The 26,619-nt window shown below is 42.6% G+C and carries 33 protein-coding genes; 12 read left to right on the top strand and 21 right to left on the bottom strand.

Features of this window, described 5'->3' with window-relative positions; all coding sequences use genetic code 11:
* Positions 1 to 2 precede the first annotated feature (2 nt).
* Genes D2V05_RS07395 through D2V05_RS07385 form a run of 3 tightly spaced genes read left to right on the top strand, consistent with a single transcriptional unit; the run spans position 3 to position 2,968 of the window.
* Positions 3 to 890: a mechanosensitive ion channel family protein gene (locus D2V05_RS07395; RefSeq protein ID WP_119647082.1), complete on the top strand. Its 888-nt coding sequence runs from the start codon at positions 3 to 5 to the stop codon at positions 888 to 890.
* 57 nt (positions 891 to 947) lie between these two features.
* A complete protein-coding gene (locus D2V05_RS07390; RefSeq protein WP_235855407.1) occupies positions 948 to 1,793 on the top strand; it encodes a DUF6268 family outer membrane beta-barrel protein in 846 nt (281 codons plus the stop codon).
* 11 nt (positions 1,794 to 1,804) lie between these two features.
* Positions 1,805 to 2,968 (top strand): sigma-54-dependent transcriptional regulator, encoded by a 1,164-nt coding sequence (locus D2V05_RS07385; RefSeq protein WP_119647080.1) that lies wholly within the window; start codon positions 1,805 to 1,807, stop codon positions 2,966 to 2,968.
* A gap of 1 nt (position 2,969) precedes the next feature.
* On the opposite strand, the gene D2V05_RS07380 is transcribed toward D2V05_RS07385, so the two are convergent.
* Positions 2,970 to 3,680, bottom strand: coding sequence for a hypothetical protein (locus D2V05_RS07380; RefSeq protein ID WP_147378247.1), 711 nt, complete (start codon positions 3,678 to 3,680; stop codon positions 2,970 to 2,972).
* Between the two features lie 178 nt (positions 3,681 to 3,858).
* Here D2V05_RS07380 and D2V05_RS07375 point away from each other — a divergent pair, with 178 nt between their 5' ends.
* A complete protein-coding gene (locus D2V05_RS07375) occupies positions 3,859 to 4,740 on the top strand; it encodes a PPK2 family polyphosphate kinase (RefSeq protein ID WP_119640861.1) in 882 nt (293 codons plus the stop codon).
* Positions 4,740 to 6,137: a M20/M25/M40 family metallo-hydrolase gene (locus tag D2V05_RS07370; RefSeq protein ID WP_119647078.1), complete on the top strand. Its 1,398-nt coding sequence runs from the start codon at positions 4,740 to 4,742 to the stop codon at positions 6,135 to 6,137. The genes D2V05_RS07375 and D2V05_RS07370 overlap by 1 nt, the downstream gene beginning before the upstream one ends.
* Positions 6,138 to 6,149: 12 nt before the next feature.
* On the opposite strand, the gene D2V05_RS07365 is transcribed toward D2V05_RS07370, so the two are convergent.
* The 11 genes from D2V05_RS07365 to D2V05_RS07320 all read right to left on the bottom strand — a co-directional run bounded on the left by D2V05_RS07365 (position 6,150) and on the right by D2V05_RS07320 (position 12,758).
* Positions 6,150 to 6,734, bottom strand: coding sequence for a TMEM175 family protein (locus D2V05_RS07365; RefSeq protein ID WP_119647077.1), 585 nt, complete (start codon positions 6,732 to 6,734; stop codon positions 6,150 to 6,152).
* A gap of 5 nt (positions 6,735 to 6,739) precedes the next feature.
* The gene (locus tag D2V05_RS07360; protein ID WP_119647076.1) at positions 6,740 to 7,348 is read right to left on the bottom strand and encodes a PepSY domain-containing protein; all 609 of its coding nucleotides are present in this window, start codon (positions 7,346 to 7,348) and stop codon (positions 6,740 to 6,742) included.
* Positions 7,349 to 7,443: 95 nt separating this feature from the next.
* Positions 7,444 to 7,827 carry a SpoIIAA family protein gene (locus D2V05_RS07355; protein ID WP_119647075.1) on the bottom strand — a complete coding sequence of 128 codons (384 nt, stop codon included), beginning with the start codon at positions 7,825 to 7,827 and terminating at the stop codon, positions 7,444 to 7,446.
* Between the two features lie 16 nt (positions 7,828 to 7,843).
* Entirely contained in the window at positions 7,844 to 8,131 is a 288-nt protein-coding gene (locus D2V05_RS07350; RefSeq protein ID WP_119647074.1) for a hypothetical protein, read from the bottom strand.
* 118 nt (positions 8,132 to 8,249) lie between these two features.
* Complete coding sequence (locus D2V05_RS07345) at positions 8,250 to 9,086, bottom strand: CPBP family intramembrane glutamic endopeptidase (protein WP_119647073.1); 837 nt, start codon at positions 9,084 to 9,086, stop codon at positions 8,250 to 8,252.
* Between the two features lie 15 nt (positions 9,087 to 9,101).
* Positions 9,102 to 9,530, bottom strand: a complete 429-nt coding sequence (locus D2V05_RS07340) for a PH domain-containing protein (protein ID WP_119647072.1) — start codon at positions 9,528 to 9,530, stop codon at positions 9,102 to 9,104.
* Positions 9,531 to 9,562: 32 nt separating this feature from the next.
* Entirely contained in the window at positions 9,563 to 9,739 is a 177-nt protein-coding gene (locus D2V05_RS19660) for a hypothetical protein (RefSeq protein ID WP_183114799.1), read from the bottom strand.
* 236 nt (positions 9,740 to 9,975) lie between these two features.
* Positions 9,976 to 10,338 carry a hypothetical protein gene (locus D2V05_RS07335; RefSeq protein WP_147378246.1) on the bottom strand — a complete coding sequence of 121 codons (363 nt, stop codon included), beginning with the start codon at positions 10,336 to 10,338 and terminating at the stop codon, positions 9,976 to 9,978.
* Positions 10,339 to 10,450: 112 nt separating this feature from the next.
* Positions 10,451 to 11,278 carry an alpha/beta hydrolase gene (locus D2V05_RS07330; RefSeq protein WP_119647070.1) on the bottom strand — a complete coding sequence of 276 codons (828 nt, stop codon included), beginning with the start codon at positions 11,276 to 11,278 and terminating at the stop codon, positions 10,451 to 10,453.
* Between the two features lie 40 nt (positions 11,279 to 11,318).
* Positions 11,319 to 12,146 (bottom strand): class I SAM-dependent methyltransferase, encoded by an 828-nt coding sequence (locus D2V05_RS07325; protein ID WP_119647069.1) that lies wholly within the window; start codon positions 12,144 to 12,146, stop codon positions 11,319 to 11,321.
* A 9-nt stretch (positions 12,147 to 12,155) separates the two neighbouring features.
* A complete protein-coding gene (locus D2V05_RS07320) occupies positions 12,156 to 12,758 on the bottom strand; it encodes a dihydrofolate reductase family protein (RefSeq protein WP_220473541.1) in 603 nt (200 codons plus the stop codon).
* Between the two features lie 310 nt (positions 12,759 to 13,068).
* Between D2V05_RS07320 and D2V05_RS07315 the strand changes: the two genes are divergently transcribed.
* Positions 13,069 to 14,001: a peptidylprolyl isomerase gene (locus D2V05_RS07315; protein WP_119647067.1), complete on the top strand. Its 933-nt coding sequence runs from the start codon at positions 13,069 to 13,071 to the stop codon at positions 13,999 to 14,001.
* Between the two features lie 452 nt (positions 14,002 to 14,453).
* On the opposite strand, the gene D2V05_RS07310 is transcribed toward D2V05_RS07315, so the two are convergent.
* Positions 14,454 to 14,648 (bottom strand): cold-shock protein, encoded by a 195-nt coding sequence (locus D2V05_RS07310; protein WP_119640848.1) that lies wholly within the window; start codon positions 14,646 to 14,648, stop codon positions 14,454 to 14,456.
* Positions 14,649 to 14,733: 85 nt separating this feature from the next.
* Positions 14,734 to 15,372, bottom strand: a complete 639-nt coding sequence (locus tag D2V05_RS07305) for a peroxiredoxin (protein ID WP_119640847.1) — start codon at positions 15,370 to 15,372, stop codon at positions 14,734 to 14,736.
* A gap of 157 nt (positions 15,373 to 15,529) precedes the next feature.
* On the opposite strand from D2V05_RS07305, the gene D2V05_RS07300 reads away from it, so the two are divergent.
* Complete coding sequence (locus tag D2V05_RS07300) at positions 15,530 to 16,072, top strand: YfiT family bacillithiol transferase (protein WP_119647066.1); 543 nt, start codon at positions 15,530 to 15,532, stop codon at positions 16,070 to 16,072.
* 1 nt (position 16,073) lies between these two features.
* Here D2V05_RS07300 and D2V05_RS07295 read toward each other — a convergent pair whose 3' ends face one another.
* The 4 genes from D2V05_RS07295 to D2V05_RS07280 all read right to left on the bottom strand — a co-directional run bounded on the left by D2V05_RS07295 (position 16,074) and on the right by D2V05_RS07280 (position 19,470).
* Positions 16,074 to 16,616 (bottom strand): GNAT family N-acetyltransferase, encoded by a 543-nt coding sequence (locus D2V05_RS07295; RefSeq protein WP_183114798.1) that lies wholly within the window; start codon positions 16,614 to 16,616, stop codon positions 16,074 to 16,076.
* 1 nt (position 16,617) lies between these two features.
* Complete coding sequence (locus tag D2V05_RS07290) at positions 16,618 to 17,178, bottom strand: thioredoxin family protein (protein ID WP_119647131.1); 561 nt, start codon at positions 17,176 to 17,178, stop codon at positions 16,618 to 16,620.
* Positions 17,179 to 17,259: 81 nt separating this feature from the next.
* Positions 17,260 to 17,640: a PUR family DNA/RNA-binding protein gene (locus D2V05_RS07285; RefSeq protein ID WP_119640844.1), complete on the bottom strand. Its 381-nt coding sequence runs from the start codon at positions 17,638 to 17,640 to the stop codon at positions 17,260 to 17,262.
* Positions 17,641 to 17,715: 75 nt separating this feature from the next.
* A complete protein-coding gene (locus D2V05_RS07280; RefSeq protein ID WP_119647064.1) occupies positions 17,716 to 19,470 on the bottom strand; it encodes an ABC transporter ATP-binding protein in 1,755 nt (584 codons plus the stop codon).
* A gap of 179 nt (positions 19,471 to 19,649) precedes the next feature.
* On the opposite strand from D2V05_RS07280, the gene nusB reads away from it, so the two are divergent.
* The 4 genes from nusB (at position 19,650) to D2V05_RS07260 (ending at position 22,856) form a co-directional block, all read left to right on the top strand.
* Positions 19,650 to 20,597 (top strand): transcription antitermination factor NusB, encoded by a 948-nt coding sequence (gene nusB / locus D2V05_RS07275; RefSeq protein ID WP_119647063.1) that lies wholly within the window; start codon positions 19,650 to 19,652, stop codon positions 20,595 to 20,597.
* A 38-nt stretch (positions 20,598 to 20,635) separates the two neighbouring features.
* Positions 20,636 to 21,115 carry a DUF1573 domain-containing protein gene (locus tag D2V05_RS07270; protein ID WP_119647062.1) on the top strand — a complete coding sequence of 160 codons (480 nt, stop codon included), beginning with the start codon at positions 20,636 to 20,638 and terminating at the stop codon, positions 21,113 to 21,115.
* A gap of 13 nt (positions 21,116 to 21,128) precedes the next feature.
* Entirely contained in the window at positions 21,129 to 21,419 is a 291-nt protein-coding gene (gene yajC / locus D2V05_RS07265; protein WP_119640841.1) for a preprotein translocase subunit YajC, read from the top strand.
* 87 nt (positions 21,420 to 21,506) lie between these two features.
* Complete coding sequence (locus D2V05_RS07260) at positions 21,507 to 22,856, top strand: Gfo/Idh/MocA family protein (protein WP_119647061.1); 1,350 nt, start codon at positions 21,507 to 21,509, stop codon at positions 22,854 to 22,856.
* Between the two features lie 160 nt (positions 22,857 to 23,016).
* On the opposite strand, the gene D2V05_RS07255 is transcribed toward D2V05_RS07260, so the two are convergent.
* The 3 genes from D2V05_RS07255 to pepT form a co-directional block, all read right to left on the bottom strand.
* Positions 23,017 to 24,051 (bottom strand): serine hydrolase domain-containing protein, encoded by a 1,035-nt coding sequence (locus tag D2V05_RS07255; RefSeq protein WP_119647060.1) that lies wholly within the window; start codon positions 24,049 to 24,051, stop codon positions 23,017 to 23,019.
* Positions 24,052 to 24,233: 182 nt separating this feature from the next.
* The gene (locus D2V05_RS07250) at positions 24,234 to 24,824 is read right to left on the bottom strand and encodes a YdeI/OmpD-associated family protein (protein ID WP_119647059.1); all 591 of its coding nucleotides are present in this window, start codon (positions 24,822 to 24,824) and stop codon (positions 24,234 to 24,236) included.
* A 1-nt stretch (position 24,825) separates the two neighbouring features.
* A complete protein-coding gene (pepT, locus tag D2V05_RS07245) occupies positions 24,826 to 26,055 on the bottom strand; it encodes a peptidase T (protein ID WP_119647058.1) in 1,230 nt (409 codons plus the stop codon).
* A 97-nt stretch (positions 26,056 to 26,152) separates the two neighbouring features.
* On the opposite strand from pepT, the gene D2V05_RS07240 reads away from it, so the two are divergent.
* A complete protein-coding gene (locus D2V05_RS07240; protein WP_119647057.1) occupies positions 26,153 to 26,572 on the top strand; it encodes a hypothetical protein in 420 nt (139 codons plus the stop codon).
* Positions 26,573 to 26,619 lie beyond the last annotated feature (47 nt).

The raw sequence follows: 26,619 nt of genomic DNA, 5'->3' as shown, positions 1-26,619 counted from the left end.
GTATGCAAGAAGGTCCAGAAGAATTAAAAGAGATTATTAAAGAGGATATCTGGGGATCCATCAAGGATTTTTTGGATATCGGTTTTCATATTGGCCAAGGGGAGAAATCCATCAACTTAACGGTTGGCCTACTTCTCCTGCTAACGGTTGCCTTGGTGGGCACCAAGTTTCTTTTAAAATGGCTCCGTCACATCCTAACCCGAAAAATGGAGCAAGAGGACCAACAAAAATTCACCAGTGTCTTTAAGTTTACCAATTATGTGATTTATATAGTTGCTGTGCTTGTGACACTGAGCGCGGCGGGGATTGATATTACTTTGGTGATTACTGCATCTGCGGCCTTGTTCGTTGGCTTGGGTTTGGCACTCCAGGAACTGTTCAAGGATGTTTTGGGAGGGATTTTCATCATTGTTGACAAATCCTTACAAGTAGGTGATGTGGTTGAGGTGGATGGCAAGGTCGGGAAAGTCTTCGAGATCAAGCTGCGCACTACTCGGGCCATCACAAGGGATGATAAGGTGTTGATCTTGCCCAACCACAAGTTTATCAGCGACATTGTCTATAACTATACCCAAAACCATAAGACTACTCGGGAAAAAGTAACTGTGGGCGTGGCCTACGGCAGCGACGTGAACTTGGTGACCCAAATTTTGGAACAGGTCGCTGCAGGACAAAAACAGATATTGAAAAACCCCAAGCCATTCGTGCTTTTTGATGATTTTGGGGATTCGGCATTGATGTTCTCCCTGAATTTTTTCACGAACGATAGTTTTAGGGATCCAAGGATAAAAAGTGAACTTCGGTATAAGATCAATGCCAAGTTTAAGGAAAACAACATCAGTATCCCTTTTCCACAACGCGATGTACATATTATTCAGCCTAAACCATAAGAAGACATAAAAACCTCGATCCACCATATTGCAATCTGGAGGCTGTTCGCTTTCGTTGTGATACTTTGCAGCCATTCCGGTTGGGCCCAAAGCACAGATGTATTACGAGTGGAATACCTCAATATTCCCCAAAATGACACGGGCATCAAGACCCAACGCTACAAGGGACTCTTCAATCTGCCGATAAAGCTCAACGAAAAAAAGGACTACCTCATTGTGGGAATGGAATACAACAGGTTCGATATGGGGTATTCGGAAAACTTTCCTTTTGATAAGAAAGAGCTGATTCGGTTCCATGTCATCGACATGAACCTTGGATTTATTACCAAATGGAACGAAAACTGGAATTTGGTCACCATACTGACCCCAAGAATGGCCTCCAATTTTATCAGTGGTACGGTCACCGATGATTTTTTTATGAACGCGACGGCAACATTTTGGAAAGAAAAACCCGATGCCGAAAAACCCTATCGTATCGTATTGGGCCTTACCTATAATAGTACCACCGGATTACCGGTTCCGTTACCTTTGATCAACTATTACCGAAGGTTCCATCCGGACTGGGCCTTTACTCTTGGTATTCCCCGTTCTGATCTGAAATATTACGTTTCCAAGAAGCATGTTTTCGAAATGGCACTATTCTTGGACGGTTACTTTATAAATCTCCAGAATAACATTCTTTTGGAGGACGGCCAAGTGGCCTCAAAAATATCGCTCACCTCGTTGTTGGGGACCATTGGGTACCAGTACAACATTTCAAATCGTATGGCACTTTTTGCCATGGTGGGCACATCGGTGGTGCAGGAAGGGAAATTGAGGAACGATGAACAGGGAAACGTATTTTTATTGAATGACGAGTCAAATTTTTATATTAGGACTGGCTTCAAGATTGGAATTTTTTAAAAAAATAAGGTATGTCAAAGATTTTGGTGATAGAGGACGAATCAGCGATTAGAAGGGTATTGGTCAAAATATTGGCCGAGGAAAGCGATAGTTACCATGTGTTGGAGGCCGAAGATGGCCTGCAAGGCATCGAAACCATTAAAAAAGAAGACTTTGACTTGGTACTCTGCGACATCAAAATGCCTAAAATGGATGGTGTGGAAGTACTGGAAGCCGCCAAAAAAATAAAACCTGAAATACCCTTCATCATGATTTCCGGTCACGGGGATTTGGATACTGCTGTGAACACCATGCGATTGGGTGCTTTTGATTACATTTCCAAACCGCCGGACTTGAACCGTTTGTTGACTACCGTTCGGAACGCCTTGGATAAAAAGGAATTGGTAGCCGAAAACAAGATTTTAAAGAAAAAGGTCTCCAAAAACTATGAAATGATCGGGGATAGCGAGGAAATCGGGACCATAAAGGAAATGATCGAAAAGGTGGCCCCGACAGATGCACGGGTTTTGATCACGGGATCGAACGGAACCGGAAAGGAACTGGTGGCCCATTGGTTGCACCAAAAAAGTCCACGTTCGGCCGCTCCCTTTGTGGAAGTAAACTGTGCCGCAATTCCTTCGGAATTGATAGAGAGTGAATTGTTCGGTCATGTGAAAGGTGCCTTTACTTCGGCGGTAAAGGATCGTGCAGGAAAATTTGAAGCGGCCAACCAAGGGACCATTTTCTTGGATGAAATCGGTGATATGAGCCTTTCTGCCCAAGCCAAGGTGCTGAGGGCCTTACAGGAGAACAAGATTTCAAGAGTGGGTTCCGATAAGGACATTAAAGTGGATGTTCGGGTACTTGCGGCTACCAACAAGGACCTGAAAAAAGAAATAGAAGAGGGCAAGTTCAGGGAAGACCTTTATCATAGATTGGCCGTTATCTTGATCAAAGTACCAGCCTTAAACGATAGAAGGAACGATATTCCTTTGCTCATCGACCATTTCTCCAAAAAGATAGCCTCGGAACAAGGGACGGCCCAAAAAGCTTTTTCCAAAAAAGCGATCGACCTATTGAAAGGTTACGATTGGACCGGTAACGTACGTGAACTCCGCAACGTGGTGGAACGATTGATCATTCTGGGAGGCAAGGAAGTCTCCGAAGAAGACGTAAAGCTTTTTGCGAGCAAGTAATCTATTGCTTACAGCTTCCCAATTTTTCAAGGGCTTCTTCGGACAAGGTCATGACCCGATGGTGATATGCCTTTTTATGTGGGGATAACTTGGTGTTCAGAAGTATCAATCTGGATTCTTCATAGATATTGGTGATAAAACGATGGGCATCTTCACAATCCACGTCGGCGACCACTTTGTCCAAAGAAGATTCAAATCCAAGGAGACAGCTATGCACCTGTTCCTTCACCGAACTATTTTGGGTCAAAAACAAGGGATTTTGATTGTCCAACACCTCTTTGGTATTCATGACCAAAATATCGTCGTTATAATTACTTGAGGTTTCCTGTTCAAAAACTTTAAGGACCTTCATGCCGATCATGGTGTTTTCAAGGGCCTTGTGCAATGTTAATTTGGAATCTTTCAGGGATTCTGCCTTGGTGGCCAGTTTAAGTTCGGTCTGGGTACTTTCCAAACTTTCAATGGTACCTTCACAACCGCAATCCAAAAAGTTTCCCCGGGTTTTTTCAATACCGTTCAAGGCTTTGTAGGCGTGGTATTTTGCCATATCCAAAGTGGTGGAAACTACGGCGTTCTCTATTTCACTTTTGATGAACTGTAAATTGGAATTGGCATACTCACAGGCATTCCGTGTAGTAAAGGCCGTCATCAACCAAAAGCCCAGAAGGCCCAGGGTAAAGGCAATAAGTAGGATTATTTTCCTTGTTTTCATAACGCTTCTTGATTTGGGACAGTGCGTATTTGATATTCACTAAGTTACGTGGGGGGATTCTGTCAAGGAATATAAAATCGATAAAATACCTTCTAAACCCACAAGTGGTAAAAATATCGATGAACTGCACTCTTCAATGTAGTTGAAGGAATGGTCAAAAAGGTTTATATTCATTCCTATGGAAAAAATAAATACCGATCGCTTTTTGGTACGAGAGGAGATAAGGCTCTCCCAAGAAGAAACCTTTGAAGATTTTGGGGCCTCCAAAAAGGACCTGAAGGAAGAATTGAAGGATATACGTAAAAAACTGGGCGAATTTCAGGATACATTGTACGCCCACGGCAAATATGGGGTACTGGTCTGTCTACAAGGGATGGATACCGCTGGCAAGGACAGTCTTATCCGGGAAGTGTTCAAGGATTTCAATGTTCGTGGCGTGGTAGTGTACAGTTTTAAAGTGCCCACTACGTTGGAAAGGAAACACGACTATTTATGGCGACATTACATAGCATTGCCGGAGCGGGGAAAATTTTCCGTGTTCAATCGAACGCATTATGAAAATGTGTTGGTGACCAAGGTACATCCTGAATATATCATGGGTGAAAATTTGCCTGGTATTGAATCGGTGGACGATATAGACAAGGATTTTTGGGAAAAACGATACCAACAGATCAATGAATTTGAACAGCATGTGGCCGAAAACGGGACCATTATCTTCAAGTTTTTCTTGAATCTTTCTAAAAACCAACAGCGCCACAGGTTATTAAGGAGGATAGAACTCAAACAAAAAAACTGGAAATTTTCACCGGGCGATCTGGAAGAAAGAAAACTTTGGGAAAAATACCAGGCGTGTTACGAAGAGGCCATCAACAAAACTTCCACGGAACATGCACCTTGGTACGTAATTCCGGCCGACAGTAAGAAGGGGGCAAGGGTAATTGTGGCCTCCATAATGCTGGAAGCGTTAAAAAAATACAAAGATATAGAGGAACCCGAGTTGGATGATGAAATAAAGGCTAATTTAGAAACCTTTAAACAAGAACTGGAAAAAGAATCCTGATGAGAATAGTCCTCCTATTGGCCTTTTTATTGGCCAGTACCCCTTTTTTTTCACAAACCGAAGACGAAAAGCAAATAAAGGCCATTTACGATATGGCATTGACCAATGGCAAGGCCTATGATTGGCTCAATTATCTTTCCAATCAGATCGGTGGTCGACTTTCTGGTTCCGTTCAGGCGCAACATGCCGTAGATTATACCAAAACCCAGTTGGATGCCCTTGGGTTGGACAAGGTCTGGTTGCAGCCCGTGATGGTACCAAAATGGGTAAGGGGCATTCCGGAATTCGCTTACTTTGAGACTTCACCCGGACTTACCACCAATGTGCCCATTTGTGCCTTGGGAGGATCGGTCGCAACCCCTGATGGAGGCCTAAAGGCCAATATCGTGGAAGTGAAGGGACTGGAAGAATTGGAAAAGCTGGGAAAAGCTAAAATAGAGGGCAAGATCGTTTTTTATAATCGCCCTATGGACCCGACCTTGATCAACACCTTCTCGGCCTATTCCGGATGTGTGGACCAACGGGCTTCTGGGGCAGTTGAAGCTGCAAAGTATGGGGCACTGGGTGTCATCGTACGTTCCATGAACCTCAGGTTGGACGATTATCCACATACCGGGTCTATGCGGTATGGCGATACTCCGGTGAACCAAAGGATACCAGCGGCAGCGATCAGTACCAATGCGGCAGAATTATTGAGTACGACCTTAAAGTTGAACCCTAACACCAAATTCTACTTCAAACAGAGCTGCAAACAGTATGATGATGTGCAATCCTATAATGTGATCGGTGAGATCACGGGTAGCACCTATCCCAATGAGGTTATGGTCGTAGGGGGCCATTTGGATTCTTGGGACTTGGGGGATGGGTCGCATGACGATGGTGCAGGTTGCGTTCAAAGCATGGATGTGCTTCGGATATTGAAGAAAACGGGATATAAACCCAAACGTACTCTTCGGGTAGTGTTGTTCATGAACGAAGAGAATGGTATGCGGGGCGGTAACAAATATGCCGAAGTGGCACATGAAAAGAACGAGAAACATGTCTTTGCCCTGGAAAGTGACTCTGGCGGGTTTACGCCAAGAGGCTTTTCCATAGATGCATCAGAAGAGAACATTGAACAGATACAAGGTTGGAAAAACCTGTTCGAACCCTATTTGATCCATGTTTTTCAAAAAGGTGGTAGCGGTGCCGATATCGGCCCCTTAAAGGATGAAGGTATCGTACTTGCAGGCCTGAAGCCCGATTCGCAACGTTATTTTGATTATCACCATGCTGAAAATGACACTTTTGAGCAAGTGAACAAACGTGAACTGGAGTTGGGAGCGGCCACTATGGCCAGCTTGATCTATCTTATGGATAAATACGGCACGGTACCGACCCAAAAGGTGAAAGGCTAGGCGGCTGGAAGATCATTCCGGCTGTCCTTTCAATATTCTTTCTATCCTCTTGTCAGGGACCAGCCAAATGATGGCCACTAGAACGAACATGGCTCCGGAAAACCATACACTTATCCAAGCCATCGCAATACCTATGATATAAAACATTGGGGATAATTTTCCTTTCAAATCTTTGCCCACAGCGTTCTTTAGGATGGAATCTTTTCCTTGTGATCTAATGATGGAATTTTGAAGAAAAAAATAGGCTATGGCGGCCATCAACAGGATGAAACCATACAAGGCCATGGGTTCCGTGGCAAAATGGTTTTCTCCCATCCATCCGGTTACAAAAGGAACCAGTGAGAGCCAAAACAGCAGATGGAGATTGGCCCATAGGATTTTTCCGGTTACCTTTTTTACGGTGTGCATCATATGGTGATGGTTGTTCCAGTAAATACCCAGATAGATGAAACTGAGCACATAGCTCAAAAATATGGGCAAGAGTGGGAGAAGATCATCGAAATTGCTCCCGTGCGGTACTTTGATCTCAAGGACCATGATGGTGATGATAATGGCCAGCACCCCATCGCTAAAAGCTTCCATTCTTCCTTTGGTCATGATTTTCAGTTTAAAGGTTGGTAATTTGGTTGTTTAGGTAGTTTATCTGGTTTGGCCTTGCCAGATTTTCGCATTTGTTTAGGCCCATACCAAAGCCAAAATCCGGTCACGGTAAAAAGGAGCAAGGAAACCCCCATGATTGTGGTATAGGACAATTTTATATATCCGTCAGTGTTAAGATATCGGTCCAAAATGGAACCATCGTGCACATTTTCCAAAAAGTCTGATTTTCTTTGTCCTATGGAAAGCACTTCGCCTGTGGCCCCATCCAGTTGGACTTCATAATAGTTATCCACAAAGATAAATTTTACCGAACCCTTTTGTTTTCGCATATCGATTCGGTCCAACTCCAAAGAAAGGTCGGGAGAAACAATATTATGAAGGGTGGTGCAGGCAATGGTGTGCAGACTGTCCACGGGCAACCAATTCTTTAGTTCGGCCGTGGTCCCTTTTTGAGTTTTGGGCAGAATAACGCCATTGGTGTTTTTTTTCCAGCCTAAAAGGAGGCCTGTGACGGAGATGAAAAAAAAGAAAATAAATAATAAGGCTCCAGTGGTCCTGTGGACTTTTCTAAAAACCCGGAGTATTTTGGCCTGTTGTGTCCGTTTACCCATTCCAGTTTAGTTGAAGCATAAATATCATCAAAATTTGTCAAAAGCTAAAAGTCTTAACCAATGGATGCATTTATACCCAAAGAAGGGATGTGGAATTATTTAGCTTGGACGAACGCCATGGCCTCATCCATTTGCGAGACATCAAAATACCGTTCCAACCTACCTTTGCTGGCCCTTTGAAAAAAGAGATTGTCAATAGGGACAAGTGCCTTCAGTATCTTACTGTGGGCCACAATGGCCAGGTGCCCCATTTTCTTGTAGTTTCTCAGGGTCCAGATAATGTCCTCCATAAAGGCTTTGGTGCTGCTATGGGCAATCTTGAGCTCGTCCAATTTCACCAGTACATTTACCGTTGCAAAGCCTTTCTCCAATTTTTCGTCAAAGAATTTTTGACAAAGTTTTTCGTCCGTTTCATCAAAACCATCGATTACCTCAATGGCCAAAACGTTGTCTTCAAAAGTTTTGATTTGTTCTATCATGGTATAGATATTTTGTTCAACTGCCAGCTAACGGAGTCCCAAATACGCCCACTGCCAACTCCGCCCAAACCACCAGAAAAAGGATGATGATGGCCGAAACCCACAATAGCCTCTTATTTGGGGTTTTGGCCTTTCTGATGGCAAGATCAACGGAAAAGCCAACGCCTGAAAGGAGGATACCGGCCACTACAAAATCCATCAAGGACCATTGTACCTCATTGGTGAATTGCATGGCGATAAAAGGAATCAATAAAAGAACGGTTACCGTGATCAAAATAATCAATGGGCGTTTTACGGATAACATGGGATGGAATTTGAAAGATTCCCTCTAAGTTACTCCATGTAATACGGTATTAAAAGTAATTTGGGAAAGATTAACGCTTCTACAACCTAGGATATGGTAAAACAATATATGCCGTTGCTCAGAGTACAAGCATAAGGGAAAGTTGATATACAAAGCTTACACCATTTAAAATGCTATGGAGCCATATTCCATGCCATACATTTTTACTTTTATAAACCACAAACCCTAAAAATAAACCCATAATGAATTGCTCGTTTATGGTTCCTGCCATACTGGATAATAAGTCACCATGGTATTCCGACCTAACATTATAATATCTCATGGGAATATGATAAGTGCTAAAAAAGAGAGCGGTTAAGAATATGGAGGCACTTGCACTTTTGGTCAGTTTTAAAATACTGCTTTGTAAGATCCCCCTAAAGAAAAACTCTTCCCAAAAAGCAGCAATGACCAACATGTAAAGGATGCTGATGGGCATGTATAAAATAATTTTCCATGATTGGAACAACTTCAGTATCTGCTCGGAATCCCTAACTTCAAAAATTAAAAAGGGAACCAATAGAATAACCGAGACCAGTATGGCTTTACCATCTTTGAAGATGTTGGACCACTTAAAAAAAATGCTTGAAAGTGATTCTTTGTGAAGTTTAAGAATGAGTAGAGGTATAAGGAACTGTACCAGCCAATAAACAATGGAACTGCCGAGAAGGTTCATGAAAAAAATGCTGGCAAAGTACAGCAGACCATACACTACCAAGTATCCAGATGTCTTCTTTTGCAGAAGGCTTATAGGTTGCTCATCGTTTCTGAAAAAATACATGTATAAAAGTGCTACAATGGCCAATATTGCAATTAGACCAAAGTCAAAGCCTTTTTTCAATATGGTCAGTGACCAAAAATAAATCCCCATCGAAAGCAGGGTAATGACAAGAGAGGGCAAGTATTTTTTCTGCATTTAAAGGAATGGGTTTTATTCGGTGATATTTACATCACTTTTCAACTCTAAGATTTTATCTATGAAGACTTCATTGGTCTTCGGGCTGATATAAATCTCATTATATCTGTCATATTTTATAATCAGACCCTTCCTTGCCGTAGCAGGCCTAAACCCTACCCAAAGGGTGCGTCCCTTTACAATTTCCCTAATCCGTTCGTAACCGATTTTACCTTTCATAGGGCCGCAGCGGTAAATGAGCCCGTTGGGCGACAGTTCGTAATCGGTGCCAAAATACATCCAGAAAAGAAACACTACAACACCCAAGAGGAGGGGAAGCGTCCAATATTCATGGGGTTCCATTTCCCCAATGAAAATGCCATAAAGGGTAATACCCAACAAGAAAAGGTTTGTCCCAATAATGATGGTACTGAACAAAATATCCTTTCTGCTCTTAAATTTCATTGATTGTATTGGGTGAAAGGCGAGTACTTTGCCTATTGTCGTTGTTTCTGCGCTCTTATGGTGATAATCATGGCCAAAATCAATAGCACACTGGAAGAAATTCGCATCCAGAATCCAAAATCCATGTCTTCACTTTCTAAAATAAAGTTCAGAACGACCAAGATACCACTCAAAATAATTAAGGTAACAGGTAATACCTTTGACTTCATGTTTGTTCAGCGTTTCATTATATCAACATCGATAATCAAATCCCGATCATAAGCAGTGAAGCTACGATAAGCAGGTTCAACGTTTTGGTCTTTCTTCTTTTTGCCAATAAGATTCCTAACATAATGATACTATTTTTCTACAAATTACTAAAAAGAGCGGAATTTTGGTTACGGCAATCCATTATAGAATTATAAATAGTATTGTTCCAATTTTTTGGAATCCAAAAATATTTCGCCTACATACTTTTTCGACGTTTTAAAAGATAGGCTCCTCCCAAGATGGAAACCGGGGCAAAAACAAAAATGGCAAGCAGTTGTGTATAGTGATTGCCTTCCGATTTAAATACTGAGAAGGCCGCGAAACCGGCAATGATTCCAGCCAATATATAATTGGTCTTCAGATTCGCCCCTTTTGCTATCCACTGGGCAACAAGACCGGAAAGGAAGGAAGCAACGGCGCCGTACAAAGCCGTCAAGACTGCAAAGCCGATAGTTGGGTCAGCATGTGGGTTTTGGGCTGTCAGGTTGAAAAATGCCAATGAGGTCACTACAAAAATTGTGTATCCGATAAGTACTCCTATAATTTTTCTTATAATCATTAGTTTTATTTTTTTGTTTAAAATAAGCTTTTTGAGTTCTCGAGTTGTGTTTACCATATGGTTTTTCAACATGAGGCTATATGCTCTTTCATTTCAAGAGTAATCTTTTGTGTTATTTTTCATCAGGATTTCTTGCAAAGAAATTTTTGAAGAAGAGCAGTTGATATTCTATGGAATTTTTCCAGTATTCCCCGTTGTGTTCACCAGGTCGTTCAATATAATCGTGGGGAATATGCATATCCAGCATTTTTTTATGTAGGGCCTTGTTCACTTTATAGAAGAAATCATCGGTACCGCAATCAAAAATGATGGACAGATCATCGGTAGGGTATTTGTCTATCATATTTATGATGGTCATGTTTTTCCAATTATCCTTATGGTTGATGGTGTCCCCGATCTGTTCTGAAATTTCCCAATTGGTCTTGAAAGGAGTAATGTCCACCCCACCACTGGTACTGCCTATGGCTCCGAAAATATCTGGATGTCGCAATCCAAGATAAAAGGCCCCATGGCCGCCCATACTCAATCCGGTTATGGCCCTATGGTTGCGATCGGGAATGGTCCGGTAATGATCATCGACATAGGAAACCACCTCTTTGCTCACATGTGTCTCGTATTTACGCTCGGGATTGATGGGGCTGTCAAAATACCAACTGTTGTATCCGCCGTCGGGGCATACCAAGATCATTTGATGGTCATCTGCATATTCCTTTAGGTTTGGGGCAGTTTCCACCCAAGAGGCATAGGAACCGCTGTAGCCGTGCAATAGATACGCCACGGGATAGCGAGTGGTCGAATCATCGTAGTGGTTTGGTTTTATGATGACACATTTAATGGTCTTTTGCATGGAAGGACTGTAAATGGCCACGGTATCCACGGTGGAGGCCGAAGCGGTAGCAAGTCCCATGGTTGTGATAAATAAAAAAAGAAATTTTTGCATTAGGATTGCATTTGGTTCAAATAATAGGTTTTTGTGATGGTCATGGTTTTTTGTATACCCCACTTTTTAGTTCAAGCTCGCCGGACTTTAAGTGGAAAAGAAGATTCATCAACTTCGGTTTTGTGGTTTCCCCCATTAGAACGTTCAGTCCCATTTTGGGAGGTCCGGATTCTTTCAATCTGGCCAGAAGGGACTCAAAAAAATCGATTCCTGCCTGAGTTTGGTCAACGGACTGTTCTTCGATAAAACCAAACTCCTTCAACAGATCATCCATTTCTTTGGTTTTGAACAAGAAGCTAAGATGGGCATTGCTGGCCCAGGGCATGGGATAGTTTATTTGTCCATCTCCTTTTTGTAAGATGTCGTAAAATATAAAACGCCCCCCGTTTTTTAAAACCCTATTTATTTCCGAATAGAATTTTTTCTTGTCAGGAATGTTCATTTGCACGTGTTGTGTCCAAACAATATCAAAACTGTTGTCTTGAAAGGGAAGTTGAGTGGCATTCCCTTGTACAAAGGATGTTCCCTGATCCAAATTCACCAATTCCGATAACTTTTTTGCCGTCCTGATATATTCGTGGCTCAGATCGATGCCCGAGGTCCTGCAACCATGTTCTTCTACCAGCATCCTACATGGTCCGCCCAATCCGCAGCCTATGTCCAAGACATGCAGTCCATCTAAATCGATACTGTTCGCAAGCTCCTTGGATACTATTGCCCCACGTACATGGAACTCATCAACCCCAGCAATATCGGACCTTTTTACTTTATCCAGGGGAATGTTCTGTTCTTTAAGGCGATTAACAATGTCTTCATAAAGCCCCTCTTTTAAGTAGTGGTTCTCAATACGTTGGTTTAAATTTTCCATTCTGCGTTTTTACTTGCCATCTTTATGGTATGTCAGTGGCATATTTATTACAGGCCATTTCTTGATTTCGTAGCGGAGTTCCACCATTCCATTTTTATAGGCTGTGGTATCCTTTAGGTGAAGGGGCAATTCTTGCCCAAGATGGTCAAAAAAGGGCAATCCGCCCCCCAATATGATAGGTAAGATGCTGATTCGTATTTCATCTGTCAATTTGTTGATAATAAAATCTTTGGCAAGCTCTGCGCCACCCACGACCCAAACATTTTTATACTTTGGCCTTAGTTGTTCTACTACAAGTTTGTTGAGGTTGCCAGCATAAAATTCGATATTGGATCTTTCATTGGGAAGTTTCCGTTTAGTGACCACGATGGTAGGTTTGTCCCCATACGCCCAACCATATGATTTGGAAAGTTCCAAAGCGTGTTCATAGGTTTTGGACCCCATTACATAACAATCAATCGTCTTGAGAAATTCTTCCGGATCTTGTCCTGAAACACCTTTTTCATAACTGTCCGATGTCTCGAACCAAGAGATGCTATTGTCTTTTTTGGCTATGAATCCATCCAAACTGGAAACCATGTGTATGGTAACTGTTAATGATTGTATTGACATAAAGAATTGGACTTATGGGTATAACGAGTACTTATGGAAAATGTCCTGTACCATGTTCATTTTGAATTAAATGTACTATTTTTTTAAACGAGTTCGATAAACCTCTGTAATCTGGGGAACAACAATTATGACTTTCAAACATTTGGTTTAAATTGATGGTTGTCCCCATGGCCATACCGAATGATTGTCCTTTCCTTTTCATGCTTTAATCTATAGCTTTCCAAGGTATTGCACTATAAAACCCTTACCTTTGCACCCTTGGAAAAACCCAAGGGTCGAGAAATCGAATAATCCTATTAAAAAGAAAATAATGCAAGACGGAATTTACGCGAAGTTCAATACCCCTAAAGGGGAAATATTAGTGAAACTTACCCATGATAAAACCCCGGGAACCGTGGGTAATTTTGTTGCTCTGGCCGAGGGAAATATGGAAAATAGCGCAAGACCCCAAGGAAAACCTTACTATGATGGTCTTAAGTTCCATAGGGTGATTGCCGACTTTATGATACAAGGGGGATGCCCATTGGGCACCGGTACAGGAGACCCCGGTTATAAGTTCGACGATGAATTTCATCCAGAGTTGCAGCACGACACCCCAGGAGTATTGTCCATGGCAAATGCTGGACCTGGTACCAACGGGAGCCAGTTCTTCATTACCCATGTGGCCACGCCTTGGTTGGACAACAAACACACTGTTTTTGGACACGTGGTGGAAGGTCAGGATGTAGTGGATGCCATTGCACAAGGGGATACCATCGACAGTCTGGAAATCGTAAGGGTAGGGGACGAAGCCCAAACCTGGAACGCCATAGAGGCCTTTAGGGTTTTTGAAGGTGCCAGGGAAAAACGAATTGCCGAGGCGAAGGCCCAAGCAGAAGCTGAAATGGAAAAGTTGGCCGCCGGATTTGACAAGACCGATAGTGGACTTCGATATAAGATCATTCAAAAGGGAAGTGGACCCAAGGCCGAGAAGGGAAAAACGGTTTCTGTACACTATGAGGGTGCCTTGTCCAATGGGCAGGTTTTTGATTCTTCCTATAAAAGAAACCAACCCATCGATTTTACATTGGGCATTGGTCAGGTTATTCCGGGATGGGACGAAGGTATTGGATTATTGCAAGTGGGTGACAAGGCCCGTTTTGTGATTCCATCGCATTTGGCTTACGGAAGTGCCGGGGCCGGAGGGGTAATTCCTCCCAATGCAACTTTAATCTTTGATGTTGAATTGATGAAAGTGAAATAGGAATACTTCACTGCTAAATAAGTAAGAAAGCTTCCAGCAATGGGAGCTTTTTTATTTGGATCGGTTTACACTCAATAAGAGTAAACAAAGGTTTAGGGCCAGAAGGAATAGCAAAACGCTAAAAAAGGTATTCATGGTCGTTGCGTGTTTATAGTATAACAATCCAACGAAAAAATACCCTACCTATTGCCCGAAATGTATAGATTGCTCGTTTTCCTTTATTTTTTGGACCCATTCACGCTCAAAAAGAGCAAGAGAACATTAACGACCAAAAGAAATGAAAGTACTCCAAAGAAAGTGTTCATACGGATATAGGGTTAATGGTTATGGGGGAACAAAGCTTGTTTACATTTAATAGATTGGGAATGCCAAATTGGTTGCGTAAAAAATGTAAAAAAAATAAAGCCCGGGCTTTTGCCCGGGCTTGACATATAAAAAAGTGTGTTGCTACCTTAATCTATAACTTGTACATTAACGGCGTTCATTCCTTTTTTACCTTGTTGTAGTTCGAATTCTACAACATCACCTTCTCTAATTTCGTCTACCAAACCTGAGACATGTACGAAGTGATCTTTGTTTGAACCATCTTCAGTGATGAAGCCGTAGCCTTTAGAATCATTGAAGAATTTTACTGTTCCTTTACTCATAATGAAAATTAAAAAAATTAAATGAACCGCGAATGTACATTTAATTTATTGATAATTAGGGTTTTTTAAATAATTTCTTAAAAAATTATGCTGTTGGGTCCGGCGTTAAACGCAAATAGGGTTTGATTTCCTCCACACCTTTGGTGAAAATCCCCTTGGCCTCTTCGGTAGGTATTGCTGGGCTAACCACCACTTTTTGACCATGTTCCCAGTTAGCAGGAGTGGCAACCTTATGGTTGGCGGTCAATTGCAGGGAATCCACCACACGTAACAATTCATAAAAATTACGACCGGTAGAGGCTGGATAAGTCAAGATGAGTTTTACTTTCTTATCCGGACCAATAATGAAAACCGAACGTACGGTAAGGGTATCATTGGCATTTGGATGGATCATGTCATACAGATCAGAAACCTTTCTGTCCTCATCGGCAATGATCGGAAAGTTAACCTGGGTATGTTGGGTCTCATTGATATCCTTGATCCATTCTTTGTGCGAATCGGCCCCATCAACACTGAGAGCCATCATTTTCACGTTCCTTTTGTCGAATTCCCCTTTGAACTTGGCCGCGGTACCCAATTCCGTGGTACAAACGGGGGTAAAATCTGCGGGGTGGGAGAAGAGGATTCCCCAACCATCGCCCAAATAGTCATAAAAATTAAGGGTTCCTTCGGAGGTTACCGCAGTAAAATCGGGAGCGGTATCGCCCAATCTAAGAGTTGCCATATATGTTGTTTTAGAGTTGATACATCATTACCCTACAAAATTAGTAGATAAATCGGGACCAGCACCGAATTTTGGTTAAAAGTGTATTAAAAAATCCTTGCTCAACTGGTAATCAAAAAGTAATCTATTGCGACCTTAAGTTTATTATTTTTAGGCCATGGAAAATGATACATTGGAACAACTTCGCTATCCGATCGGGAAATTCGAAGCCCCGTCGGTCATCACAGAACCACTTTTGAAGGAATGGGTCTCTGTTTTGGAGCATTTGCCCCAACGGTTGGAGGAAATGGTAAAACCGCTGAACGAGCAGCAGTTGGAAACCCCATACCGACCTGGAGGATGGACGGTACGGCAATTGGTACACCATATTTCCGATAGCCATCATAACAGCTACATTCGTTTTAAATGGGCGTTGACAGAGCAAAATCCTGTGATCAAAGCCTATGATGAAAAAGCTTGGGCCGAACTCTTTGACACCCGTACAGCACCCATTCAAATGTCCCTGGATCATTTAAGGGCCATACATGCCAAATTGGTCTATTTGTTGAAAGGTCTCTCCAAAGAAGACCTAAAACGCTCCTTTATCCATCCTGATGGAAATGTAGCAACAACGTTGGAAGAAAATGTGGGCCGGTATGCTTGGCACAGCAACCATCATTTTGCACATATTGCCAATCTGATAGAGCGGGAGGGCTGGTAGCCTATAGGTTTTTGGTCAAGATCCACATGGCCTTTTCCGAGGGCTTGGCTCTGGGCAAGACCACTTCACTTTCCCGTTTAATGGTGTACCCATTTTTTTGATAAAATAGAATGGGATTGCCCTTTTGCATGGTATCCAGCCAAACTGTTTTTTTGCGGATGGAACGGGCGAAGTCTTCAATATATTGAAGTACCTGCTTGCCAAATCCTTTCCCTGAATGTTCTTGGAGGAAATATATTTTTTCGGCCTTCAAGGCTTCTTCCTTGGGTATCTCATCTATGCCGCAGTCCTTCACCAGTTTTAGGATGCCAACCGTATCGGTGTCATGATTGATCAAAAAATGCAGATTGTTGCGGTCTTCCAGTTCACGCTGAACCACTTCCTTGGTCAATCCATGTGAAATGTATGGCGTAGGGTCCTCATTTTCCCATAAATGCAAATAATGTTCACGGTATGATCGGGTTCCAACAGTGAGATAGGTCTCTAGATTGGTGCTGTCTATGGGAACCAAATGGATCTTGAGAATAGGAATCGTTGACTGCATATTAAGCTTCCTTCCATTTAATGTTACAACCCAGACTTGGTTTTTGTTCCTCGCTGATGGGTTTACCGTCCAAAAGCGCATCCATGGCAGTTTTTAGGTCCTTGCCCGTAAGTGGGATGCCGTTTCCTGGTCTGGAATCGTCCAATTGCCCTCTATAGACCAACTTTAGGTTTGCATCAAAAAGATAAAAATCGGGAGTACAAGCGGCGTCATAGGCTTTGGCCACCTTTTGGGTTTCGTCATACAGGTAGGGAAAAGAGTAATTCTCTTCACTGGCCTTCAATTTCATGAGATGTGGGGCGTCTTGTGGATAATTGGCCACATCGTTGCTCGAAATCGCCACGAACCCGATTCCCTTGGCCTGATATTCTTTCGCGATTATGGAAACCTCTGGATTTACATGGATCACAAAAGGGCAATGGTTACAAATGAACATGACTACAGTGCCCTTTTCACCCTTCACCTGTTGAAGGGACAGGATTTTATCGGAAACCGTGTCCAATAGTTCAAATTCAGGTGCCTTTGTCCCCAAGGGAAGCATATTACTGGGAGTACGTGCCATGGTATATTGTTTTGGATAGATCAAAAATAAAAAACGGCCTGCAAAAAGGCAGGCCGTCATCCATATTTTCAAAGATAAGGTCTAGATGTCGTCAAAATCAACATCGGTAAAGCTACCCGATGCGGTACCGTTTTCACTAAAGCTGGTTTCCTCGTCTTCTTCCTTCTTGAAATCCTTTTGGTGGCGCTCGGAAATGACCTCTTGGCCTTTTTCGTCGATGATGTATTCCATCATTTCCTCCATAATCTCCTTGAAGGCGGTAAAATCTTCCTTGTACAGATAGATTTTGTGTTTTTTGTAGTGGAAAGAACCATCATCATGGGTAAACTTCTTGCTTTCTGTGATGGTTAGGTAATAATCCCCGGCCTTGGTGCTTCTTACATCAAAAAAGTAAGTTCTTCTCCCTGCCCTTAAGACTTTCGAGTAAATCTCTTCCTGGTCCATGATATCTTTCTCGCCCATATGGTATAGTGTATTTGGTACTATGTTGAATTATGTTACCAAAAATGTAAAAAAAATGCTAATTCAGCAACTTTTTTATGATTCTTTACCCGAGAGTTGGTTGAGGTAAAGCTCTTTGTAATAGCCCTCAACGTTGTTCAACTCTTCATGGGTGCCCTCTTGTATGATCTTGCCGTTATCCATAACAATGATCTTGTCCGCATTTTTTGCAGAGGAAACCCTATGGCTCACAATAAGGGTGGTCTTGCTTTCGGAAACTTTTTTGAGGTTGTTAAGGATTTCTTCCTCGGTCTCGGTATCCACAGCAGAAAGACAATCGTCAAAAAGATAGATCTTTGGATTTTTCAACAACGCCCTGGCAATGGACACGCGCTGCTTCTGTCCACCACTCAAGGTAATGCCGCGTTCACCGAGAATGGTATCGTATTTTTTGGCAAATCCTTCAATGTTCTTATGGACCACGGCTTGCTTGGCCACTTTCACAATTTCGTCAAAAGAAGCATTTTCATTTCCAAAGCGGATGTTGTTCGCAATGGTATCCGAAAAGAGGAAGGCATCTTGCGGAACTGCCCCGATAGCACCCCGTAAACTGTCCAAATTGAGTTGCTGCACGGGAATCCCATCTACCAAAACTTCCCCGGAAGTGGTATCGTACAACCGGGCAACCAAATCGAGGATGGTGGATTTACCGGAACCGGTTTTTCCTAAAATGGCCACGGTTTCCCCGGCCTTCACTTTAAAGGAAACCCCGTTCAACGCAGTGATGTTGGTATCCTCATAGGTAAAGGTCACGTTTTTGAACTCGATATCACCATGGATAGGAGTGGACTTCTTTACTTCATTTTGGATGGAAGGCTCTTCTTTCAAAAATTCGTTGATCCGTTTTTGTGAGGCTTCTGCCCTTTGGATGATAGAAGTCAACCATCCTACAATGGCCACGGGCCATGTAAGCATGTTCACATAGAGGATGAACTCTGCAATGATCCCAACGGATTCAATTTGTCCGTTGATGTATTGTCTTCCGCCAATATAAATTACAAAAATGTTACTGATACCAATCAACAGGATCATTAAGGGGAAAAACCATGCATTTACCTTGGCGAGGGCCATACTAGTATCTTTTCCCTCATTGGCAAGGTCCCTTAGTTCTGCATTGATGCGAGGTTCTATGCTATACGCCTTGATTACGGAGATGCCCGAAAACGACTCTTGGGTAAAAGTGGACAGATTGGACAGGAACTCCTGTACCTTGGTACTTCTTTTGTGGATCACCTTGCTGATCTGGTAGATCAACACAGATAATACTGGCAAAGGCAACAATGTATAAGCGGCCAACGTAGGCGCCTTGATGAACATTAGGGGAATCAAACAGACAAACAGCGTCAGTGTTTGGATTCCGTACATGATGGCCGGGCCACCGTACATCCGAACTTGGTTGATGTCCTCACTGATGCGGTTCATCAAATCCCCGATCCTATGTTTCTTGTAAAAATTAAGGCTCAACAGTTGGTAGTGATCGAATACCTCATTTTTAAGGTCGTATTCGATATAGCGCGATACGTTGATGATGGTCTGGCGCATCCAATAGGTGAAAAGGCCCGATAAGATGGCCGTGCCCACAATAATGAGAATGTATTGCAACAACATTTCCTTGGCGTCGGAAAGGGTGATGGTCTTGTTCAAAAATTGCTCGACAGCCTGTATGGACTTGTTTACATACGACGGCATGACCAGTGAAAAGATGCGTGCTATGATGGTGATCAAAATCCCAACCAGCAGCTTTAACCAGTATTTTTTAAAGTATTTATTGAGGTGTCTTAGTTCCTTCATAGAGGGGAAAGGCAGTTTTTTGAGTGTCTTTATAGGTGGACAATCGAGCAAATATATGGCATTGACCACAAACTAAATGTTATAAAACTGATAAGAAAACAACTTTGGTAGGTAAGATTGAAATATAAGATTACTTTTGCGGAGTGAAAGCCAATCAACGACTTTAAAGTTCTTTAAAAATGCTTACCCGCAGGCATATCAGAGTAAAAGTGATGCAATGCATTTATGCATTGGTCCAGTCCAAGGACGATTCCTTGGCGAAGCAGGAAAAATTCCTAAGAGTGAGTATAGATAACATGTATGTGCTCTATCTACTTGTTTTGAGCCTTTTGGCCGAACTTCATCGCATGGCCGAAAAACATGTCAGCCACGCCAATAAAAAATACCTTGCCACCGAAGAGGACAACTATCCGGACAGGGAAAAGTTTGTCAAGAACCGCTTATTGTTGCAGATTGCCAACAACGAATCCTTGAAAAACGAACTTTCCAAACGAAAGTTGAACAATTGGTACCTTAACGAGGAATATATCAAGATACTCTACAAGGACGTTACCTCCAGTGACATTTACAAGACCTACATGACCAACGGGAAGAACAGTTACGAGGATGACCGCGATGTGGTGCTACAGTTATATCGAGAGATTATTGCGCCAAATGAGAAGGTATACGATTACTTTGAGGATGAGAAACTTACTTGGGTGGACGATTTCCCCATTGTGAACACCTATCTCATAAAACGCTTGAAGAAGGCCAGTGAAAGCTCTGCGGAGCGATTCTTTTTGCCAGCATTGCTCAAGGACCAACAGGATATGGATTATGCCAATGAGTTGTTGACCAAGACCTTGCTCAACGATGCCAAATGGGAAAAGGAGATTGAGGGCAAGACCCCCAATTGGGACAACGATCGTATCGCCGAGATTGATTCCATCATTTTGAAAATGGCCATTTGTGAGTTGCTCAACTTTCCCTCCATACCCGAAAAGGTAACCTTGAACGAGTATTTGGAGATAGCCAAAGAGTACTCCACCCCCAAGAGCAGCATCTTTATCAATGGGGTTTTGGACAAGCTGGCCAAGGAGTACAAAGCCTCTGGAAAACTGCAAAAAATAGGAAGGGGCCTCCAATAAACAATATTTGTTTAATTTTGGGAAAACAAATTTTAATCATGAAAAGAATAACAACAGTTTTTAGTTTGATCGCAGCCGTTGCTTTGATGGGGGTTTCCTGCAAGGACAAAGCTTCGAACAAAATAGTTGCGGACAATGTTGAAAGTGCTACTACAAGGGATGAGGCACAGAAAAAACTTCCGGTAATGACCTTTGAAACTTCCGAGCACGATTTTGGTACCATTGAAAGGGGTACCCCACAAGAAACCGTGTTCAAGTTTACCAATACAGGTGATGCCCCTTTGATCATTACCGATGCAAAAAGTAGCTGTGGCTGTACAGTGCCCGAATACCCAAAGAACACCCCGATCGCCCCAGGAGAAACTGGTGAGCTTTTGGTGAAGTTCAACGGTTCCGGACAAAACCAGGTGACCAAGACCATCACCGTTACCGCCAATACAGCAAAAGGTTCCGAAATCTTGAGGATCAAGGCCTTTGTTAACCCTAAGGAGGCGATGCCCGCTGGTCCCGTTAAATAAGGAGAAGATTTAAATGGAAAACCTCGGACAGTTTTTACCTCTGATCATGATTTTTGCCGTGGCGTATTTTTTTATGATACGTCCGCAGATGAAACGTCAGAAGGATGAGAAAAAATTTACTTCGGAATTGAAAAAAGGAGACCGCATCATTACCAAAAGTGGGCTTCATGGCAAGATTGTGGAATTGAACGACAAGGATTTTTCCTGTGTCATCGAAACCATGGCCGGCCGTTTAAAGTTTGATCGTTCTGCCATTTCCATGGAAATGAGCAAAAAGTTGAACGCCCCCGAAGAAAAGAAATAGCGTACAAAAAGTTTTATCAAGAACGTCCCTTGGAACATTGCGTTTCAAGGGACGTTTTTTTTGTACCTTATTCAAAATTTGAGGATCATGAACACACGTAGGCAATTTGTAAAAAGAAGCTCCTTGGGTATGGCCGGACTAGGGGCCAGCTTTATGTTCCCGACCGAAATGTTGGCTTCCATTCGAAGGACCATCAGCCCCAATGACAAGATACAAGTGGGACTCATTGGGTGCAACGGGATGGGGTTTTCCGATTTGAGCTCCATGTTGCAGAACAGCGAAGTGGAAGTGGTGGCCCTTTGTGATGTGGATGAAAATGTGCTGCGTGAAAAAACGGCCGAACTGGAAAAGGGAGGCATCAAAAAGCCAAAATGGTATTCCGATTATAGAAAACTGTTGGAGGACAAGGATATCGATATTGCCATCATTGGAACGCCTGACCATTGGCATTGCCTACAACTTACAGATGCCATTGATGCAGGAAAAGATGTGTACTGCGAAAAGCCTATAGCCAATTCGGTGGGTGAAAGTCAAGCTATGTTGGCCAAAGTGAATGCCAGTGACCGAATGGTGCAAATAGGGCAGTGGCAACGCAGCGAGCCTCATTTTGTGGATGCCATCAACTATGTGCATTCCGGGAAATTGGGACAAATACGATTGGTAAAGGCATGGGCCTACCAAGGGTGGATGCAATCCATTCCCGTGTTGCCGAACAGTCCTGTGCCTTCTGGGGTGGATTACGCCATGTGGTTGGGACCTGCCCAAAGCAGGCCTTTCAATGCGAACAGGTTCCACTTTAACTTTAGATGGTTTTGGGACTACGCAGGTGGTTTGATGACCGATTGGGGGGTGCATATGATAGATTATGCCCTGTATGGCATGAAAGCCTCCAATCCCAAATCTGTGATGGCCATGGGGGGTAAATTTGCCTACCCTGATGATGCGGCCGAAACGCCGGATACCCTACAGACCATTTATGATTTTGGCGATTTTTCCCTGCTTTGGGAACACGCTACAGGAATTGACGGTGGAAACTACGGTCGAAACCATGGAGTGGCCTTTATCGGGAACAATGGTACCTTGGTGTTGGATCGTGGCGGTTGGGAGGTGATCCCTGAGCACGACCGCCCACATTGGAGTCAAGATTTAGGCCCAAAAATAGAACCGGTTCCCTTGCAAAAAGGAATTGGCCAAGGTTTGGGACTACACACTAAAAATTTCTTGGAAGCCGTTAAAACCCGAGATGTCTCCCTATTAAAAGCTCCTATAAAAGTGGGTTACGATGCCGCAATGGTGAGCCATTTGGGCAATGTCGCCTTTAAAACGGGGGAGCGATTGTTCTGGGATGTCGAAAAAGGCAAGTTCAACCACTCAACGGCAGATGCCCTTTTGACCAAGGAGTACCATAACGGTTGGAAGTTTCCGAAGATGGGGTAGGTTTTGACTTGTTATGTTTTAGATTTATTTGTTGCACTTATCGGTGAGTATTTGCAAATAGGCGATTGTGGTTTTCAAACCTATCAAACTGCCAAAATTTAAAGCAGGTTACAGCCCTTGATTTTACTAATGTCGCGCCAATTTTGTATATACATTGTTATTAGCTGTTTTTCTTTAATATTTTGACAATTCGGCCATAAATGATTTCCGCTAAATTCCAGTCATATCCATTAAAATTAGTTGTATTATTGAATTGGATAACAACCATGTCCATGTCTTTGTAGTATTTTGCAATGCTTTGATATCCGGGAATCAGCCCTGTATGTTCATAAACGTAAATTGAAGAATAAATTTCCTGTTCACCTTTATTAAACACCGAACCATCGTTTAACGCCCTCAGGAATATACCCACGTCTTCTGCTGTAGCCAGCATTAAGCCTGTAACTTCATATTTGAAATCGGTTTCAAGGCCAACATAATAGCCGCTCATTACATCGTCCATGTTTACTTCACTAATTGAACCAAAAGTGTGTTTCAGCCCAAGTGGAGTTAATATTCTCTCCTTGATGTATTGCTGGTGGGGATAGCCCAACGTTTTATCAATAAGGTCTTCAATCAACATATAATTGGTATTTGAATAACCATAATCTTCACCTGGTTCAAAGTCGGCTGGCAAATCAAGGGCGTATTCAAGTGTTTCTAGTCTATTTTTTGGTGGATTTATCCAATAATCAGGATGGTCAACAAAATTGGGAATGCCACTTCGATGCTGCACCATCATTCTCAAAGTTATCTTGTCTGAATATTCAATTCTTTCCGCAAGTTCTGGAAAGTATTCAGCAAGTGTTTTATCCAAAGACAGACGCCCTTCTTCAACTAATTTTGTGGTAGCAACAGCGATATATAACTTTGTAATACTCGCTATTTTGAATAAGGCTTGCGGGTAGGCAGGTATTTTCTTTTTTCGGTCATGCCAGCCTGCGGCATAAAACTCCGGCGGCTTTCCCGCTTCGTCCACATAAACAATCATTCCGTCAAATCCATAATTAATTCCTTCGTTAAGTTGTTCTTGAACCGTATCCGGCAGTGGCATTATCCATGCTCTTACCAAAATCCATGGCACGAAGTATAAAGAGCCTATGCTAGCAATAATAAATACGATTCTGAGTATTCGTTTTATTTGTTTCTTTTTCATAATGTCATTCTATTTCAGTGCGATGCTTTACTTTATCAAATTGTGCATAACGTCATTAGATATGAATCGTTTTTAATGATTTATATCGACCGATACTGAATCAAGTTCAGCACAGGTAAGTGAAGTTGGTTTTCTGGTTAAAATATATTGAGGAATTCCATAATTGCTCATTGTAAATTGCCCTACCGATATCCATCATTCAAGCCTACTCCCTTTTCAATCATAGGAAGGATTTTATCCAATCTACGCAATTTGGTGGCTTCCTGTTTGGCTTCGGCAATGTATTCGCAGAACTCTTTCTGTTTGTAGGGGGCAAAGGCGTCAAAGGCACTTTTTAAACTTGCGTTTTCGGCCAATTTGGTTTTGAGTAGGTCTGGAATTACGGCTTTTGTGGGTTTGGAAGGCGCTAGTTCAATTCCCTTTTTTTGATTTTGAATGGCTTCTTGCATATAGGCCTTTACGCCCTTTTTATCAACCTCGTCCAAAGAAAAGAACTTCCAGTGCCGCATGCCCTTGGTCTTACCTTCCTGGGCATTTTCCAACACTTTTTTAGGGTCGTTCATAAGGGCCCCATTGAAGAACCAGACACCAAAATAGTTTTTGAATTTACTGATTCCAAAAACGTTTTTGCCATTTACGGTATACACTGGAAAACTCCATTTAAAATCCTCCTCGCAATCGGTTTGGAGGGCCAACTCGCGCAAAAGCGCAATTCCGTCCTTAAAGGGATGTTCCTTTTCATAAAAGGCTTCTAGTTTTTCCGATCTTTCCATCTTATTTGATTTGACTGGCGGTCAACTCACAGATTTTCACGATGACCTCTACCGCTTTTTGCATGCTTTCCAAAGGAATATACTCATATTTTCCGTGAAAATTATGACCGCCCGCAAAGATGTTGGGGCAGGGTAGGCCCATAAAACTCAATTGGGAGCCGTCGGTACCCCCTCGTATCGGTTTAATGATGGGCTCAATACCCAAGGATTCCATGGCCTCTTCGGCAATCTCCACAATATGAAAAACGGGCTCCACTTTTTCCCGCATGTTGCGGTATTGGTCCTCAATGACCAGACTCGTATAGTCCCCGTACTTTTGGTTGAGCTTGTCCACAACGTCTCTCAACAACTCTTTCCTGGCCTCAAAATGTATGGCATCGTGGTCGCGGATGATCAGTTCGATCTCGGCTTTTTCAATTTCGCCCTTAATCTTGTGTACATGGAAAAAACCTTCCATGCCTGTAGTATGTTCAGGAACTTCCCTTGAGGGGAGCAGGCTTAAAAATTCATTGGCAATGCCAATGGCATTCACCATTTTGTTCTTGGCATAGCCAGGGTGAACACTTTTGCCCGTAAAGGTTAGGTTGGCCTTGGCGGCATTGAAATTTTCATATTCAAGTTCCCCAATTTGGCTGCCATCCATGGTGTAGGCCCAATCGGCCCCGAATTTTTTCACATCGAACTTGTGGGCTCCCCTGCCAATTTCCTCATCCGGGGTAAAGGCTATCCGGATTTTACCATGTTTGATCTCGGGATGTTGCACCAAATATTCCATGGCTGTAACAATTTCGGCAATGCCAGCCTTGTCATCGGCACCCAAAAGGGTAGTACCGTCGGTGGTGATCAAGGTCTGTCCCTTGTATTGCAACAGGTCTTCAAAATAATCGGGAGACAATACAATGTTTTTTGACTTGTTCAACACAATGTCATTGCCGTCATAGTTTTCGATAATCTGCGGTTTCACGTTCTTCCCTGAAAAATCAGGCGAGGTATCCATATGGGAAATAAACCCGATGGTCGGCACTTTCTTGTCCACATTACTGGGCAAGGTGGCCATGATATAGGCATTTTCATCAATGGAAACCTCTTGCAGACCAATTTGATGGAGCTCCATCACCAGTTTTTTGGCCAGGTTCCATTGCTTTTCCGTACTTGGGGTCGATTTGGAATAAGGGTCACTCTGGGTATCGGTCGTCACATAGTCCAGAAAACGGGGCAGTAGTTTTTCCATGTTGGGCGTTTCACCAAAAATAAGGCTTAATTGGGCTATATTTGAATTTCCAACGGATTAAAAAAGTATCTTTCCCTATCATTTAAATCAACCTGCATTGAAGCCCATTTGTTTGATTTCTTTTCTCTTGTTGTGTTTTTCGGGTACTGCCCAAATGGAATGTATGCTGGGTGTGGGCGGAAAGGACAACGAGACGATTATCAAGGTGTTTGAACTCAGCGAAGAGCAACAGGAGAACCTTAAAAACTGGAGTGCGGAACTCAAGGTGCGAAATGACCTGTTGAGGGAAAAGGCCCAATACCTGATGAAGAAGAACGAGGAGAGTTCCCCTGAGGTGTTGGTTACAGTTTCACAGGAATACAAAATCATTTTGGATAGCATGAAACAGAATATCCGCATGATGGACAAACGCCTGTTGGGCACCTTCAATGAAGCGCAATACGAGCGGTATACAAAACTATGCAACCAGATGACCTTGCGTCCTATCTACATAAACAGGTCTGTTGACGAAAATTGAAGGAATTACAACAATCCATAGCAAGAGTTTTTATTTTTGTCCAAAAT

Origin of the sequence: Flagellimonas pelagia (assembly GCF_003584135.1) — a bacterium.
In the GTDB taxonomy this organism is placed as follows: domain Bacteria; phylum Bacteroidota; class Bacteroidia; order Flavobacteriales; family Flavobacteriaceae; genus Flagellimonas; species Flagellimonas pelagia.
The sequence above is the reverse complement of the archived record's forward strand: the minus strand, read 5'-3'. Positions and strand labels throughout refer to the sequence as shown.